Annotated in this window: 13 protein-coding genes, 1 tRNA gene and 1 pseudogene; 14 read left to right on the top strand and 1 reads right to left on the bottom strand. The window is 63.8% G+C overall.

The genetic code is table 11. From position 1 onward, the window contains the following. Window positions 1–66 precede the first annotated feature (66 nt). Window positions 67–546, top strand: a complete 480-nt coding sequence (locus tag DWB23_RS03320; protein ID WP_121741910.1) for an RNA-binding protein — start codon at window positions 67–69, stop codon at window positions 544–546. 135 nt (window positions 547–681) lie between these two features. Here DWB23_RS03320 and DWB23_RS03315 read toward each other — a convergent pair whose 3' ends face one another. Then, window positions 682–1,473: a DUF1028 domain-containing protein gene (locus tag DWB23_RS03315; protein WP_121741372.1), complete on the bottom strand. Its 792-nt coding sequence runs from the start codon at window positions 1,471–1,473 to the stop codon at window positions 682–684. Window positions 1,474–1,629: 156 nt separating this feature from the next. Between DWB23_RS03315 and DWB23_RS03310 the strand changes: the two genes are divergently transcribed. From DWB23_RS03310 to DWB23_RS03255, 13 genes and pseudogenes are all read left to right on the top strand, one after another. Next, a complete protein-coding gene (locus tag DWB23_RS03310) occupies window positions 1,630–1,992 on the top strand; it encodes a cell division protein SepF (RefSeq protein ID WP_121741371.1) in 363 nt (120 codons plus the stop codon). Window positions 1,993–2,376: 384 nt separating this feature from the next. Then, window positions 2,377–3,525, top strand: coding sequence for a citrate synthase (gene citZ / locus DWB23_RS03305; RefSeq protein ID WP_121741370.1), 1,149 nt, complete (start codon window positions 2,377–2,379; stop codon window positions 3,523–3,525). A gap of 205 nt (window positions 3,526–3,730) precedes the next feature. Continuing rightward, complete coding sequence (locus DWB23_RS03300; protein ID WP_121741369.1) at window positions 3,731–4,138, top strand: gamma-glutamylcyclotransferase family protein; 408 nt, start codon at window positions 3,731–3,733, stop codon at window positions 4,136–4,138. Between the two features lie 253 nt (window positions 4,139–4,391). Beyond that, window positions 4,392–5,603 (top strand): threonine ammonia-lyase, encoded by a 1,212-nt coding sequence (ilvA, locus tag DWB23_RS03295; protein WP_121741368.1) that lies wholly within the window; start codon window positions 4,392–4,394, stop codon window positions 5,601–5,603. Between the two features lie 165 nt (window positions 5,604–5,768). Next, window positions 5,769–7,265 (top strand): cytochrome ubiquinol oxidase subunit I, encoded by a 1,497-nt coding sequence (locus DWB23_RS03290; protein WP_121741367.1) that lies wholly within the window; start codon window positions 5,769–5,771, stop codon window positions 7,263–7,265. Further along, window positions 7,258–8,256 (top strand): cytochrome d ubiquinol oxidase subunit II, encoded by a 999-nt coding sequence (locus DWB23_RS03285; RefSeq protein WP_121741366.1) that lies wholly within the window; start codon window positions 7,258–7,260, stop codon window positions 8,254–8,256. Before DWB23_RS03290 ends, DWB23_RS03285 begins: the two co-directional genes overlap by 8 nt. A gap of 75 nt (window positions 8,257–8,331) precedes the next feature. After that, the gene (locus DWB23_RS03280) at window positions 8,332–8,712 is read left to right on the top strand and encodes a Rid family detoxifying hydrolase (protein ID WP_121741365.1); all 381 of its coding nucleotides are present in this window, start codon (window positions 8,332–8,334) and stop codon (window positions 8,710–8,712) included. Window positions 8,713–8,715: 3 nt separating this feature from the next. Continuing rightward, a complete protein-coding gene (locus DWB23_RS03275) occupies window positions 8,716–8,991 on the top strand; it encodes a hypothetical protein (RefSeq protein WP_121741364.1) in 276 nt (91 codons plus the stop codon). Between the two features lie 27 nt (window positions 8,992–9,018). Further along, window positions 9,019–9,099, top strand: a tRNA-Ser gene (locus tag DWB23_RS03270). 501 nt (window positions 9,100–9,600) lie between these two features. Further along, window positions 9,601–10,344: an SOS response-associated peptidase gene (locus DWB23_RS03265; protein ID WP_121741363.1), complete on the top strand. Its 744-nt coding sequence runs from the start codon at window positions 9,601–9,603 to the stop codon at window positions 10,342–10,344. 225 nt (window positions 10,345–10,569) lie between these two features. Further along, the gene (gene thsB, locus DWB23_RS03260) at window positions 10,570–12,237 is read left to right on the top strand and encodes a thermosome subunit beta (protein WP_121741909.1); all 1,668 of its coding nucleotides are present in this window, start codon (window positions 10,570–10,572) and stop codon (window positions 12,235–12,237) included. Between the two features lie 236 nt (window positions 12,238–12,473). Next, complete coding sequence (locus DWB23_RS22820) at window positions 12,474–12,620, top strand: hypothetical protein (RefSeq protein WP_162989731.1); 147 nt, start codon at window positions 12,474–12,476, stop codon at window positions 12,618–12,620. Between the two features lie 169 nt (window positions 12,621–12,789). Further along, window positions 12,790–14,733: pseudogene (locus DWB23_RS03255) on the top strand (ABC transporter ATP-binding protein). Window positions 14,734–14,761 lie beyond the last annotated feature (28 nt).

Below are 14,761 nucleotides of genomic sequence, written 5' to 3'. Positions count from 1 at the left end.
TCGGCGAGTCACCGATGTGTCGCGCCGAATCTAATCTATTAAATGCGTACGGGCGGTAGCACGGGTATGCAGGTCAAGTCTCGACACCATCTCCGTAGCGATGCCGTCTCGGACGTAGAGGATACGCTCGAGGAGCAACTCGGCGTCTCACCCGACGGTGACGCCTACGAGCGCGTCGAGTTCGAGGACACTGACTGGGAGGTCGTCCTCATCGATGGCGAACCACAGGTCGCTTACTTCGAGGAAGAGCCGTTCCTGACGGTTAGAGGCGCAAATACCTACGAGCCGCACCAGCAACTGGTCACGGTCGACGCCGGCGCGGTCTCGTTCGTCAGCGACGGCGCGGACGTGATGCGGCCCGGAATCACTGAGGCCACCGACGACATCTCCCCCGGCGACCTGGTCGTCATCGCCGAGGAGTCCCACGGGAAGGTGCTCGCCATCGGCCGCGCTCGCGTGGAGGGTGCGGACATGGTCGGTACCGAGGGCAAGGTCATCGACTCCTTGCACCACGTCGGCGACGATCTCTACGAATTCTCCGGATAACCGGGCCTGACGGGCGACGACTCATACGGACCGTTCTCGGTCGGGTCCGACGGAACCGCAGACGGCCGGGGTCGTGCCGAGAACTCGTCACGGCGGATCGTACACCACTCGTTTCCGGAACCCCGTCTCGGAGCGTCAACTCGACGGCGAACCGTTGTTCGTTGCCGTTGACACTGCGGTTTCGTCCAGCGAATCCTCCTCGTACGCTTCCCGGTATCGCTCGAGCGTGTCCTCGTACCCGGCGACTGCGAGGTTGTACGTCTCTTGGAGGTCGGGAATCGGCGTCTCCGTCGCGTCCACCCGAAGGTTGTTGTACGGCGGCGTCACGTCGTACGCTTCGGTCGTCTCGACGATGACGGCCGCGCTCTGGACGGCCAGCCCGTCGCGTTTGTCGCCGCCCTCGAGATCGCCCGCAGCGAGGGCATCGATCAGGCGCTTTGCCAGCGGATCGGGACCGGTGCCGTCTCGCGGACTGCCGCCGGTGTCGTCGGTCGTCTCGTGGACGGCGTTCGCCTCGTAGGCTGTTGCGGTCGCGTCGACCACCGGTTCGCCGGTCAGGAGATTCCCCGCGACCGTGTAGTGATCGCCCCTGCGGTGGCCGTACCAGTCACCACACCCCTCGCCGGAGAACGCGAACGCCCCGTTCTGGTCGACGCCGTGGAGTTGCCGCTGGGGCGCGCCGTCGTCGGCGTTGAGCAGCGCCTCGAGGGCATCTTCGATGGCCAGCCTGTCGTCGACGTATGCGATCCCCCGGCGTCCCAACTCGACGTTGACCAGACTCTGGGTTGCGACGGCGCAGTTCTCGCTGACGAACGGACAGAGCGTGCCGACGCCCGGAAGGCGGGTCGTGACGGCGACGCCGAATCGATCGTGCTCGTCGCCGTCCCCGTTGGTATAGGACTCGTGGGCGCAGATACTGAACGTCATTTGATCTGTGGAATGATCCGAGGGGTGAAAAAGGTCGCCGTCGGTGCGGCGCTCGAGCGACCGGCCGCAGAGGGGTCCCGGCTTCGATCGTGTCGGTAATCGACGACATTCCGTCTGACGTAAGAACTATACTGACGGCGGCGGTGGGGTACGCCAATGGGACTTATGAGCAAAATTCTCGGCGGGGGGCAGTCCCGAACTGCCGAGGATTACGTCGAACTGGATCTCGACGACGTGTCGGCGAATGCGACCGAGGCGGCGATGCAAGTACACATCGCAGAGGTCAGCGGTCAGGCCGATGCGATCGACATCAAAGACGCCGTCTACGACGGCGATATCGTCATCGCGGATATCACGCGCCTCCGCACCGAAGATAGTACCGTCGAACACATCGTCGACGAACTCCGACAGGTCGCCCACGAGGTCGACGGCGATATCGTTCGGAAAGGCGACGATCAGATGATCATCACGCCGACCGGCGTCCGGATCAGCCGCGAAAAGCTGGGTCAGCGGGCTTAACTGGATCTCGTTTTCGTTTCTCCGAGCGTATCGCGACCGGTAGCCGTCAGCTATAGTGCTACTGAACGTCGATGAACACCAGATCGCACAGCCGTCGTGCGATCAGTGTGGGAATCGGTTCAGTTGGTACTATCGTTCGTTGCTCGAGGCGATCCGGTCCTCTCGAGAATCGGAAACGACGCGGCCACAATCGCCGACAGTCTCGACGAAACTAATGAAAAATAATGTACCTCACATATTAATCGGTGTACACATGTCGAGAGTAACGTCGGCATACTCGATTCAGTTTTCACAGAACCACAACTAAACGGTGACATCACGCGCGTTCGGCCGTGACAGCGAACAAACGACAATACTTTTCCAATGGGGTGCGGAAGTTCGACTATGGCTGACGATCTCAAGAAAGGATTGGAGGGAGTCCTTGTTGCAGAGTCCGGACTCAGCTCGATAAACGGCGACGAAGGCCGGCTGATCTATCGAGGGTATCCGATCGAGGAACTTGCTCGTGGCGCGAGCTACGAGGAAGTCGTCTATCTCCTCTGGCACGGCCACCTCCCGACCGTGACCGAACTTGAGGAGTTCACCGCGTCGATCAACGAGGAACGCGAGATCGACGACGACGTCCGCGCGACGATGGAACGCCTCGCGGCAGCCGACGAGCAGCCGATGGCCGCACTCCGGACTGCGGTTTCGATGTTCTCGGCGTCCGAGCCGGAAGACGACGCCGATCCCGAGGATCTCGAGGCGACGCTCCGAAAGGGGCGACGGATCACCGCCAAGATCCCGACGGCGCTCGCGGCCTTCGAGCGCTACCGTCTCGACGAGGAGCCCGTCGACCCCCACCCTGACCTGGGGCTCGCGGCGAACTTCCTGTACATGCTGACCGGCGAGGAGCCGAGCGAGATTCACGCAGAAACCTTCGACCAGGCGCTCATCCTGCACGCGGATCACGGCCTGAACGCCTCGACGTTCACCTCGATGGTGATCGGCTCGACGATGGCCGACATCTACAGCGCCGTGACCGGCGGCGTCAGCGCCCTTTCCGGACCGCTTCACGGCGGTGCGAATCAGGACGTCATGGAGGTCCTCTTCGAGATCGACGAGAGCGAACTCGACCACCGCGAGTGGGTCAAGCAAGCGAACGAGGAAGGCCGACGCATCCCCGGATTCGGCCACCGCGTCTACAACGTCAAGGATCCGCGCGCCAAGATCCTCCAGGAGCGCAGCAAGGAACTCGCCGCCGAAGGCGACGACAAGTGGTACAATTACACCACGACGATCGAGCAGTACCTCTCCGAGGAGAAAGGACTCGCGGAGAAGGGCATCGCCCCGAACGTCGACTTCTACTCCGGCTCCGTCTACTACCAGCTCGGCATCCCGATCGATATGTACACCCCGATCTTCGCGATGAGCCGCACGGGCGGCTGGGTCGCCCACGTCCTCGAGTACCAGGAGGATAACCGACTCATCCGACCGCTCTCGCGGTACACGGGTCCCGAAGGTCAGGAGTTCGTCCCGCTCGAGGAGCGGTAACGGTAGTTCCCGGCGGATTCGGTTTTTGAGACGCGTTGCATCCGTCGTCAGCGAGAGCGCCGTTCGTCAGCAGCCGGTGGACGTGAGCCGCTCGGTCTCGTGGGGTGATTCGAGTTACGGATCACTCGAACATCCCCGTCGTGTCGATTTGTCGCGAGATGACTCGAAGCAGTACGAGGAAGTCCCTGGCGTCCGAACGGCGCGTATGCTCGTCTTCGTCTACGGGACGTTGACCGACCCGAAGCAGGCCGCCGCGCTCCTCGAGGAGTGCTCCGGCGAGTACGAGTTCGTCGGCCGAGCCACCCTCGAGGGGCTTCACCGCGTCGACGGCCGGTATCCGACGCTCGTGCCGGGTGGGAGTGTCGAGGGACGGCTGCTCGCGGTCGATGAACCGGCACTCGAGCGCCTCGATCGGTACGAGGGCGTCGACCGCGGGTTGTACGCTCGAGTTTCGGTACCTCGGGCCGACGGGCGGTCGGTCTGGATCTACGTCGGTGACCCGGAGCGACTCGGTGTCGATACCGACGCACCGTGGCCGGCGGGACGGTCGTTTCGCGACTCGCTCCAGACCTATCTTCTGCGAGCTGAGACCGTGGTACTACCTCACGAATGACGGTCGGCAGACGACCGTCAGACAGCACCGTCATCCGGCTCCCGTACTGCGATTTCACTTTCACTGCGGGGGCATGAGATTTATATGCCCTGCGTGCTGTTCTACACTCGCACGTCACACGCCGTGCATTCCCTGTATTCCCTGTCGTGTTGCCACCGTGGCAGCACATTCTTGTCGGGGACCAGTTGAGGGCCGGAACGACGCGCCCACGGGTCCCCGACAGTCTTACAATACCTGCCGAGTAGTCGAGCGTATGCTCGAACTTTCCGATATTCTCGAGGCGCGCGAGCGGGTGCGAGAAACGTCCAGGCATACGCCGCTCGAACGCTCGCACACCTACTCGTCGATGACCGGGGCCGACGTGCGCCTGAAACTGGAGAACTTCCAGCGGACGGGTGCGTTCAAGATTCGCGGAGCGACGAACCGTATCGCGACGCTCTCCGAATCGCAGAAAGACGTCGGTGTCGTCACCGCGAGCGCCGGCAATCACGCCCAGGGCGTCGCGCTCGCGGCGACTCGCTCGGGCGTCGATTCGAAGATCGTTATGCCAAAACACGCGCCGATCTCGAAGGTCAAGGCGACGAGAAACTACGGTGCCGAGGTCGTCCTCTCGGGTCGAGACTACAACGAAGCCGCCGAACGGGCGCACGAAATCGAACGCGAGGAGGGCCGGACGTACGTCCACGCCTTCGACGACGAGGACATCATGGCCGGCCAGGGGACGATCGGCCTCGAGATTCTCGAGGACTGTCCCGACGTCGAGACCGTCGTCGTCCCGATCGGCGGCGGCGGCCTCATCAGCGGTATCGCGACCGCGATCAAGGAGCAAAAACCCGAGACGCGCGTTATCGGCGTCCAGGCAGACGGAGCCTCGAGCGCGGCACGGTCGCTCGAGAAAGGCGAGCGAATCTCGCTCGACGGCGTCGACACCATCGCCGATGGGATCGCGACCCGGAGCGTCGGCGAGCGAACGTTCCCCTACATTCAAAAGTACGTCGACGAGGTCGTCACCGTCTCCGATCCGGAGATCGCGGTCGCACTGGTCTACCTCCTCGAGCGCTCGAAGACCCTCGTCGAAGGTGCGGGTGCGGTACCGCTCGCCGCGGTGCTCTTCGAGGCGTTCGAGTACGACGACGACGAGGTCATCGTCCCCGCACTCTGTGGCGGTAACATCGATCTCAACACGCTGACCAACATCATCGTCCGCGGACTCGTCGAGACCGGTCGCTATCTGAAGATCAGGACGGTGTTGAAGGATCGCCCGGGCGCGCTCGAGGACCTGCTGGATATCTTTACCGTCCATCAGGCGAACATCTACGCGATCCACCACGATCGGACCTCCCGCGACGTCGAGATGAGCGATACGGAAGTCGAAATCGAACTCGAGATGCGCGGTCCCGATCACGTCGATGCCTTCCTCTCGGATCTCCGGGATTCGGGGTACGAAGTCGACGTGCTCGCCTGAGCGCCGCGATTACGGTACCGCCGTTCGTCGACCACCGGATCGAGCGTTCGTGTTCGGATATGACGTAACGACGGCTTTGATCGGTTCCCAGCGCTCGAGAATCGACGAAGGCCAATCACCCGCCGAGTGACTAGCTCCGACCAGGCACGCCGCCTGGACATCTCAATGGTCGATCCAGCCCTCGCCAGTCGACTCCAGTTCGCGCTTACGACGATCGTCCATATCATCTTCCCCGTGATGAGCATGGGCCTCGCACCGTTCCTCGTCTACTTCACGTGGAAATCGATCCGGTCGTTGGATCCGCTCTGGGAGCGTCAGCGCCGCTTTTGGACCCGAATATTCGCGATCAGTTTCGTCGTCGGCACCGTGACGGGGCTCGTCCTCGAGTTCGAGTTCGGGACGAACTTCGCCGCGTTCTCGACGTTCGCCGGCGAACTGTTCGGCGGTCCGCTGGCCGCCGAGGGGATGATGGCCTTCTTCCTCGAGGCCACGTTCCTCGGCGTCTTCGTTTTCGGCCGCGAGAAGGTCGGCGATGCGCTCTACATGGTGTCGGCGGTCGCCGTCGGTCTGGGTACGTGGCTCTCGGCGGTCTGGATCCTCATCGCTAACTCGTGGATGCAGACCCCGCGAGGGTACGAACTCGCTCGGCAAAACGGCCAGCCGGTCGTCACGCTCGTCGATCCCGTCGCCGCCTACTTCAATCCGCGATTCCCCTGGATGTTCGTCCACATGCAGTCCGCAGCCGTCCTCTCGGTCGCGCTGTTCATGGCCGGCGTGGCAGCGTACTTCGTCTATCGCTCGGATCGGTCCCGAGATGGCGACGAACCTGACTCGAGCGGCGATGACGGTGCGAGCGAAGGAGCCGCCGGCACCGACGACGTTCGTTTCTGGCGGACGACGCTGAAGATCGCGCTGGTCGTCCTCCTCCTGACCGCGCCCTTCCAGGTCGTCCACGGCGACTCGTACGCGCGCCACGTCGCCGAGACGCAGCCCCAGAAGTTCGCCGCCATGGAGGCCCAGTACGAGACCGAAGCGCCGGCCGCGCTCCACCTGATCGCGATTCCGACAGATCCGAGCGCGTTCACCGATCCTCGGGCGGAGAACCTCTGGACGGTCGATATTCCGGCGATGGCGTCGGTGTTAGCCAGCGGTGGTGATCCGACCTACGAGGTGACCGGACTCGACGAATTCGGGGAGTCGCCGCCGGTCGCGATCGTCTTCTGGTCGTTCCGCGCGATGGTCCTGCTCGGGTTCTGGTTCATCGGGCTGGCGGCGTGGGCCGCGTACCGCTGGTGGCGCGGCGATCTGTTCGCGGATCGGCGGCTCCACCTCGCTCTGATGGGCTCCGCGCCGCTCGGCTTCGTCGCCGTCGAGACCGGCTGGATCGTCACCGAGGTCGGCCGCCAGCCGTGGGTCGTCCAGGGACTTCTCAAGACGGAGGAGGGCGTCTCGCCCGGTCTCACCGGTACCGAGGCGACGCTGACGCTGGTCGGGTTCGCACTCGTCTACACCGGTTTGCTCGTCGGCTACGGATACGTGGTTCGGCGGCTCGTTCTGGCCGGACCGCCCGAGATCGAATCGACCGCAGACTCGTCGGGGTCCGGCCAGAACCCGAGCCAAACGGATTCGACGACAACCGCGGAGGCGATTCGCGATGACTGAGCCGGCCGAGACCGCGACGGTTGCGCTTTCGTCGCCGATCGACCTGACGACGCTGTGGGTCGTCATCGTCTTCGCCTTCCTCGGCACGTTCCTCTACCTCGACGGGTTCGATTTCGGGGCGGGGGCGCTGTTCGCGACGCGAACCGACGAGGCCGAGCGCGAGCGTATCCTCGCGGCGATCGGCCCCTTCTGGGACGGAAACGAGGTCTGGCTGGTCGTCTTCGGCGGTAGCCTGTTCGCCGCCTTTCCGCCGCTGTATGCGACCCTCTTTAGCCGCCACTACCTGCTGCTCTTTGGCGTCCTCGGGGCGCTCATCTGTCGCGGTCTCGCACCCGAATTTTACGAGCAACGCGACGACGAGACGTGGAAGCGCTGGTGGGGCCGTTCGTTCGTCGTCGGTAGCATCGCGACTCCGCTGTTGCTCGGCGTTTTCGTCGGAAACTGGGTACTCGGGACGACGGTCACCGAAACCCCTGTGACCGTGCTCGTCGGTCTCGCCGTCGTCGCGCTGACCGTCGTCACCGGCGGTGCCTTCGTCGCGCTGAAAACCGACGGTCCGCTCGCGGCCGATGCCCGAACGTGGGCGCTGCGCGCTCTCGTCGCCTACCTTCTGCTGATCGTCGCGGTTCTGTTCGTGCTATTCGTTCGCACGCACGTTCGAGACGCCTTGATCGAGGCGCTCCCGCTCGCGCTCGTCGCCGTCTCGATCGCAGCAGGCGGCGGTTGTGCCCTCGCTCTCCGGCGCGAACGCGATCTCCTCGCGTTTCTCGCGGCCGGCGGACTGACCTACGCACTGGTCGCACTCGTTGGGGCGCTCCTGTATCCGACGCTCGACCCTGCGACCGGACTGACCGCCGCCGACGCCGCGATATCTCCGCTCGCACTGCAACTACTGACGCTGTCCGCGGCGCTCCTCATGCCGCTCGTTCTGACCTACTTCGCGGTCCTCTACTCGACGTTCTCGGGATCGGTCGAGGCCGAGGGGTACTGATCCTCGCTCGGTTTCGCCGGTCCACCTCGTCGAGGATCTCAATGCTTTAAGCGCAGTGAGGTCTACGCGTTGGATATGAAGCGCATCATCGAGACCGACGACGCGCCCGCCGCGGTCGGAGCGTACAGCCAGGCGACCAGTAACGGTTCGCTGTTGTTCACCGCCGGTCAGATCCCCCTGACGGCCGACGGCGAACTGCTCGACGACGAGTCCATCGAGATCCAGACCGAGCAAGCCCTCTACAACCTCGACGCCGTCCTCGACGAAGCGGGCGCGGGGTCGGAGGACGTACTGAAGGTGACCGTCTTCCTCGACGACATCGACGATTTCGAGGCGATGAACGAGACCTACGCCAACTACTTCGACGACGAGCCACCCGCCCGGAGCGCCGTCGAAGTCGCCGCCCTCCCGAAGGGCGTCGGCGTCGAGATCGAAGCCGTCGCGACGCTCGAGTAGGGCATGCGCGGACGCCTCGCCGGGTTCGATCCGCGCCTCGCCTCTGCCCTGTTGTGGGGCGCTGTCGGCCTCATGGCCTTCCTCGCGCTCGTTCAGGGCTACGCGCTGGTTGCCGAGCCGCTCGTCTCGATCGGCCGGGCGATGCTCCTGTCGGTGGTCGTCGGGGGCGCCGCGACGGTCAGCGCGTACGCCATCGAGCACCGAATCGCCGAGTGGTCGGCCCGCCGAGCGAAGGATGAAACCGAGTCACACGGCGGCGACGGTAAAAGTAAGAGTTAAACGACGGACGTGGTTAGGGTGAGGTGAGCCAGGATGGCCGAACGGTAAGGCGCACGCCTGGAAAGCGTGTTCCCTTTGGGATTCAGGGTTCAAATCCCTGTCCTGGCGTTTTCGTGTCTCCAAATTCTGCGAGCGGCGCGTAGCGAACCGAGCGCGTCCGACCGCGTTCACCCTTCTATTCTGGCGCTTTCGCCGTGTTCTGTGCGATGGGCGTGCTCCCGCCTCGAGAGTGAGTGAGAAGTACGTTCGATCGAGCGAGGGCTGTCCGGTCTGAACGACGACCGCTGGACGACAACGCGAACAAGCGATACCGCGGAGGAGAAGCGGTTATCGCCTGATCTCGGCCGGCGAGTCGGTCTCGATCCAGCAGTCGGGGTCGTCCGGATCTCGAAGCTCGAGAGCGCCGGTTTGACACACCACCATTTCGTATCGATCCGTCATCGTGACCCCGTCGATCACTCCGACGGGATCGGATATCGTAACGGGCGACCTACCGCCCGGAGTGACGCGGGTACGGACCGCCTACTGTTCCGTTCGAGCCCGAATCGAGTTCGAACGAGAGCGCGGTGAGCGGATAACGATTTATCCGCTGGACCCGATCATCTAGCTATGTGTGGCCGCTACACGCTGCTGATCGAGCGGGCGGCGCTCGAGGAGCGCTTCGACGCCAAATTCGTCGATTCGAGGGACGAACCGGGGACGGGATCTGAAACCGGCGGATTCACCCCGCGGTACAACATGGCACCGGGTCAGCAGCTTCCGGTGATCACGAACGACGAACCCGAGACGATTCGACGCCTCGAGTGGGGACTGGTCCCGTCGTGGGCGGACGACGAGACGGGCGGGATAATCAATGCGCGTGCGGAGACGCTCCACGAGAAGCCGAGCTTTCGGGCGGCCTACGAGCGGCGCAGGTGCCTCGTCTTTGCGGACGGCTTCTACGAGTGGACCGAAACTCCCGACGGGAAACAGCCCTACAGGGTCGCCTTCGAAGACGACCGACCGTTCGCGATGGCGGGACTGTGGGAGCGCTGGGAGTCCGACAGCGAGACGACTCAGGCCGGACTCGACGCCTTTGGCGGCGGCCGCACGGAAGCGGACGACGGCACCGACGGACCCCTCGAGACCTTCACGGTCGTCACGACCGAACCGAACGACCTCGTGTCGGATCTCCACGATCGAATGGCCGTCATCCTCGAGCCCGATAGTGAAACGCAGTGGCTCACGGCCGACGACCCGCGGTCCCTCCTCGAGCCGTATCCCGCCGACGAGATGCGCGCGTATCCGGTGTCGCGGGCCGTCAACGATCCGTCGGTCGACGAACCGTCGCTGGTCGAACCGCTCGAGTCGTAACGGGTCAACTGCCCGACCCGTGATCGCAATTCTACCGGAACTTAAGTATGTCGTATACCCCAGTCCTGCGGCCGACTAAGATGGATGGTAGCACACGCCACTGCTGAGCGTACACCATACTGCACTACGGTGGTTTTGACGACCTGAGTTCGATTCTCGCCGACCCTCACGAACGCTGAATAACGGAGCATTTATATAGAAGGACAAACAATGAATCAGCTGACTATGAGCCAGCGAATGCAGCAGGGACAGCCGATGATCGTGATGAGCGAGGATTCCCAGCGCGTCAAGGACAAGGACGCGCAGGATTACAACATCAGTGCGGCCCGTGCAGTCGCCGAGGCCGTTCGGTCGACACTCGGTCCGAAAGGGATGGACAAGATGCTCGTCGACTCGATGGGATCGGTAACGATCACCAACGACGGCGTCACCATCCTCCAGGAGATGGACATCGACAACCCGACGGCCGAGATGATCATCGAGGTCGCGGAAACCCAGGAGGACGAAGCTGGTGACGGTACCACGACGGCCGTCGCGATCGCCGGCGAACTCCTCAAGAACGCCGAGGACCTCCTCGAGCAGGACATTCACCCGACGGCGATCATCAAGGGCTTCCACATGGCCGCAGAGCAGGCTCGCGAAGAGATCGACGATATCGCGACCGATATCGATACGACGGACGAAGAACTCATCCGAAAGACCGCCGAGACCTCGATGACCGGCAAAGGGACCGAGGTCAACAAGGAGCACCTCGCCCAGCTCATCGTCGAGGCGATCCGTCAGGTCACCGTCGAGGACGACGCGGGCAACAACGTCGTCGACCTCGAGTTCCTGAACATCGAGACCCAGACCGGCCGTGCCGTCGGCGAATCCGAACTCCTCGAGGGCGGCATCATCGACAAGGACCCCGTCCACGACAACATGCCGACCGAGGCGACCGACGCCGATATTCTGCTGCTCAACGCACCGATCGAGGTCGAAGAGACCGACGTCGACACCGAAGTCTCCGTCACCGATCCAAACCAGCTCCAGAAGTTCCTCGACCGCGAGGAGAAACAGGTCCGCGAGAAGGTCGATCGTATCGTCGACCTCGGCGCGGACGTCGTCTTCTGTCAGAAGGGTATCGACGACCTCGCCCAGCACTACCTCGCCAAGGAGGGCGTCCTCGCCATCCGCCGCGCCAAGAAGAGCGACCTCGAGTTCCTCTCGGAGGTCGTCGGTGCGTCGATCGTCTCCGATCTGAAGAACGCGACCGAGGCCGACCTCGGCTTCGGCGACGTCACCCGCGACGAGGAGGGCGAACTGTTCTACGTCGAGGGCGACAACGCCCACGGCGTCACCCTGCTCCTTCGCGGCTCGACCGACCACGTCGTCGACGAACTCGAGCGCGGCGTCAACGACGCGCTCGACGTCGTCGCACAGACCGTCTCCGACGGTCGCGTGCTCGCCGGCGGCGGCGCGACCGAGGTCGAAATCGCGTCGCGTCTGCGCGACTACGCCGACAGCGTCTCCGGCCGCGAACAGCTCGCCGTCGAGGCCTTCGCCGACTCGCTCGAGCTCGTCCCGCGCGTGCTCGCCGAGAACGCCGGTCTCGATTCGATCGACACCCTCGTCGACCTGCGCGCGGCCCACGACGACGGTGACGTCCACGCCGGTCTGAACGTCTTCTCGAACGGCGTCGAGGACACCTTCGAAGCCGGCGTCGTCGAACCGGCCCACGCCAAAGAGCAGGCGATCACCTCGGCTTCCGAGGCCGCGAATCTCGTGCTCAAAATCGACGACATCATCTCCGCCGGTGACCTGTCGACCGACAAGGGCGGCGACGAGGAAGGCGCACCCGGCGGCGCTGGCGGCATGGGCGGCATGGGCGGCGGTATGGGCGGCATGATGTAAGCTCGGCCCCGACCGAACTCGCCCCTCGAGAGACTCGCAGTATCGCCGATTCGACGATCGTTTTTTCATTCAGCGTTGTTCTCGTCGGTGTCCAGCAGCGAGCGCCGGCAGCGCGTCTGCCAGCGGCCGCTCGCGGTGTGGTAGTGCGCTCGAGTATCAACAGCGCTTTCGTCGTCCGGTTTTCGACCTTTCGTGGCAGGCCGGTGCTCTTTTGCCCTGAGGCTGGTACGCGGCGTATGTCATCTCAAACGACTATCGGCTGGTCGCTGTTCACTTCGGGAATCGTCACGCTCGTTCTGAAAGCGCTCCCCGGCGATTCGCTCTGGTGGGGTCTCGTGCTCCTCGCCCTCGGCTTGCTGTTGCTGTACTACCGTAGCAGCTGAAACTAGTTACACCGGTCGCACGACGACCGTGCGATCGGGTATGCATCGATTTTCAGTGGCCAGTATCTCGGTAACGACGTCGTGACTGTCTCGCAAGCGACGGCGAATCGCCGTCGCTTGCGAGCCAAACCCTGGTCGGTTTACGTTTCGAAAGTAAATCGGACCGCCAGTGAGTGCTCGAGACGACGAGACCCCGTTCGATGCCTACCGAGAAGACGTCGAACGACCGCTCTCGAGGCTCTTTCGCGAGTACGCACCCGGCCGCCTGGGCTGGTTTTCGGCCGGCATGGTCGCGAACTTCCTGGCCCGAATGGCGAGCCTCATTCCGCCGTTGTTACTGGGTGTCGCCATCGACGCGGTCTTCGTCGGTGACGGGGCGTTCGAACTGCCGCTCGTGCCCGACGCGTGGCTCCCGACGGGCGAGATGGCGCAGTTTCGGTTCACGGTGGGCGTCATCGCGGGCTCGTTTCTCGTCGTCGCTCTCTTCACGTGGATCTACGGCGTCACCGCCAACCTGTTCGCCCACGGCGTGATGCACGCGGTGCGCGTCGATTGTTTCGAGAAGATGCAGCGCCTGGATATGGCCTTTTTCGACGAGAAACAGACCGGCGAGGTCATGGCCGTTCTCAACAACGACACGCAGAACCTCGAGATGTTCCTCGATAACGCCGTGATGAACTCCGCGCGCCTGCTCGTGATGGTCGGCGGTATCGCGGCCGTGCTCTTCTATCTCAACTGGCAACTCGCCGTCGTGACGCTGTTTGCGGTGCCGGCGATGGTGCTCTTTACGATCTGGTTCATGCGCGTCGTCGAACCCCGGTACGTCCGCCAGCGCTCCGCGGTGGGACGGCTGAACACTCGCCTCGAGAACGCGATTTCGGGCGTCGGCCTGACCAAGGCGACCTCGAGCGAGGGCCACGAAACCGAGCGCGTCCGAGACCCCTCGCGAAACCTCTTCGACCGGACGATGGACGTGCTCAAACTGAGCTACCTCTACCGTCCCGGAATGGAACTGCTCGCCGGACTGGCCTTCGCCACGACCTTCCTCGTCGGCGGGCTCTGGCTCGCGACGGACACCGCGCCGGGTCCGCTCACCGGAAGCCTCTCCGTCGGCGACTTCGTCGTTTTTCTCTTCTTGACCCAGCGGATCGTCGACCCGCTCGCCGAGGTCTCGAACATCGTCGACCAGTACGAAAACGCCAAGGCCTCGAGCGAGCGCGTCTTCGGGCTAATGAATATCCTCGTCCACGTCGACGATCCCGCCGATCCCGCCGATCCCGCCGACCTCGGGCCCGTCGAGGGTCGCGTCACCTACGAGAACGTCTCCTTTAGCTACGCTGATACCGCGGGCCGTCGAGCCGTGGAGGGCGACGAGACGGCGTTCGAAGAGACCGTTATCGAAGCCGTCTCCTTCGAAGCGAACCCGGGTGAGACGGTCGCGTTCGTCGGTCCGACCGGGGCCGGAAAATCCACGATACTCAAATTACTGCTCCGACTGTACGACACGTAGGAGGGGACGGTGCGGATCGACGGGCACGATGTGCGAGACGTTTCGCTCGCGGATCTGCGCTCGGCGATGGGCTACGTCAGCCAGGACACGTTCATCTTCGACGGGACGATCGCCGACAACATCCGCTACGGTCACTTCGATGCCGACGACGCGGCCGTTCGCGACGCCGCCGAGGCCGCCCAGGCCCACGAGTTCATCGGTGAGCTTTCGGACGGGTACGACACCCGCGTCGGCGAACGCGGCGTCAAACTCTCGGGCGGCCAGCGTCAGCGGATCGCGCTCGCTCGAGCGGTGCTCGCGGACCCCGAGATACTCATCTTGGACGAGGCGACAAGCGCCGTCGACACGAAGACGGAACTGCAGATTCAACATTCGATCGATCGGCTCACCGAGGACCGGACCACGCTGGCGATCGCACACCGGCTCTCGACGGTCAAGGACGCGGATACCATTCTCGTCCTCGAAGCCGGCGAAATCGTCGAACGGGGGACACACGAGGAGTTGTTGGCCGCCGATGGACGGTACGCGACGCTGTGGGCCGCTCAGGCCGGTGACCGAGAAACGGCCGTTGAGACGCTTGTCGATCGGGAAGACTCGCAGTAATACAGATCGAATAACGGTCCGTTCGCCG

The sequence above is a fragment of the Natronorubrum halophilum genome (genome assembly GCF_003670115.1).
Taxonomy (GTDB): domain Archaea; phylum Halobacteriota; class Halobacteria; order Halobacteriales; family Natrialbaceae; genus Natronorubrum; species Natronorubrum halophilum.
The sequence above is the reverse complement of the archived record's forward strand: the minus strand, read 5'-3'. Positions and strand labels throughout refer to the sequence as shown.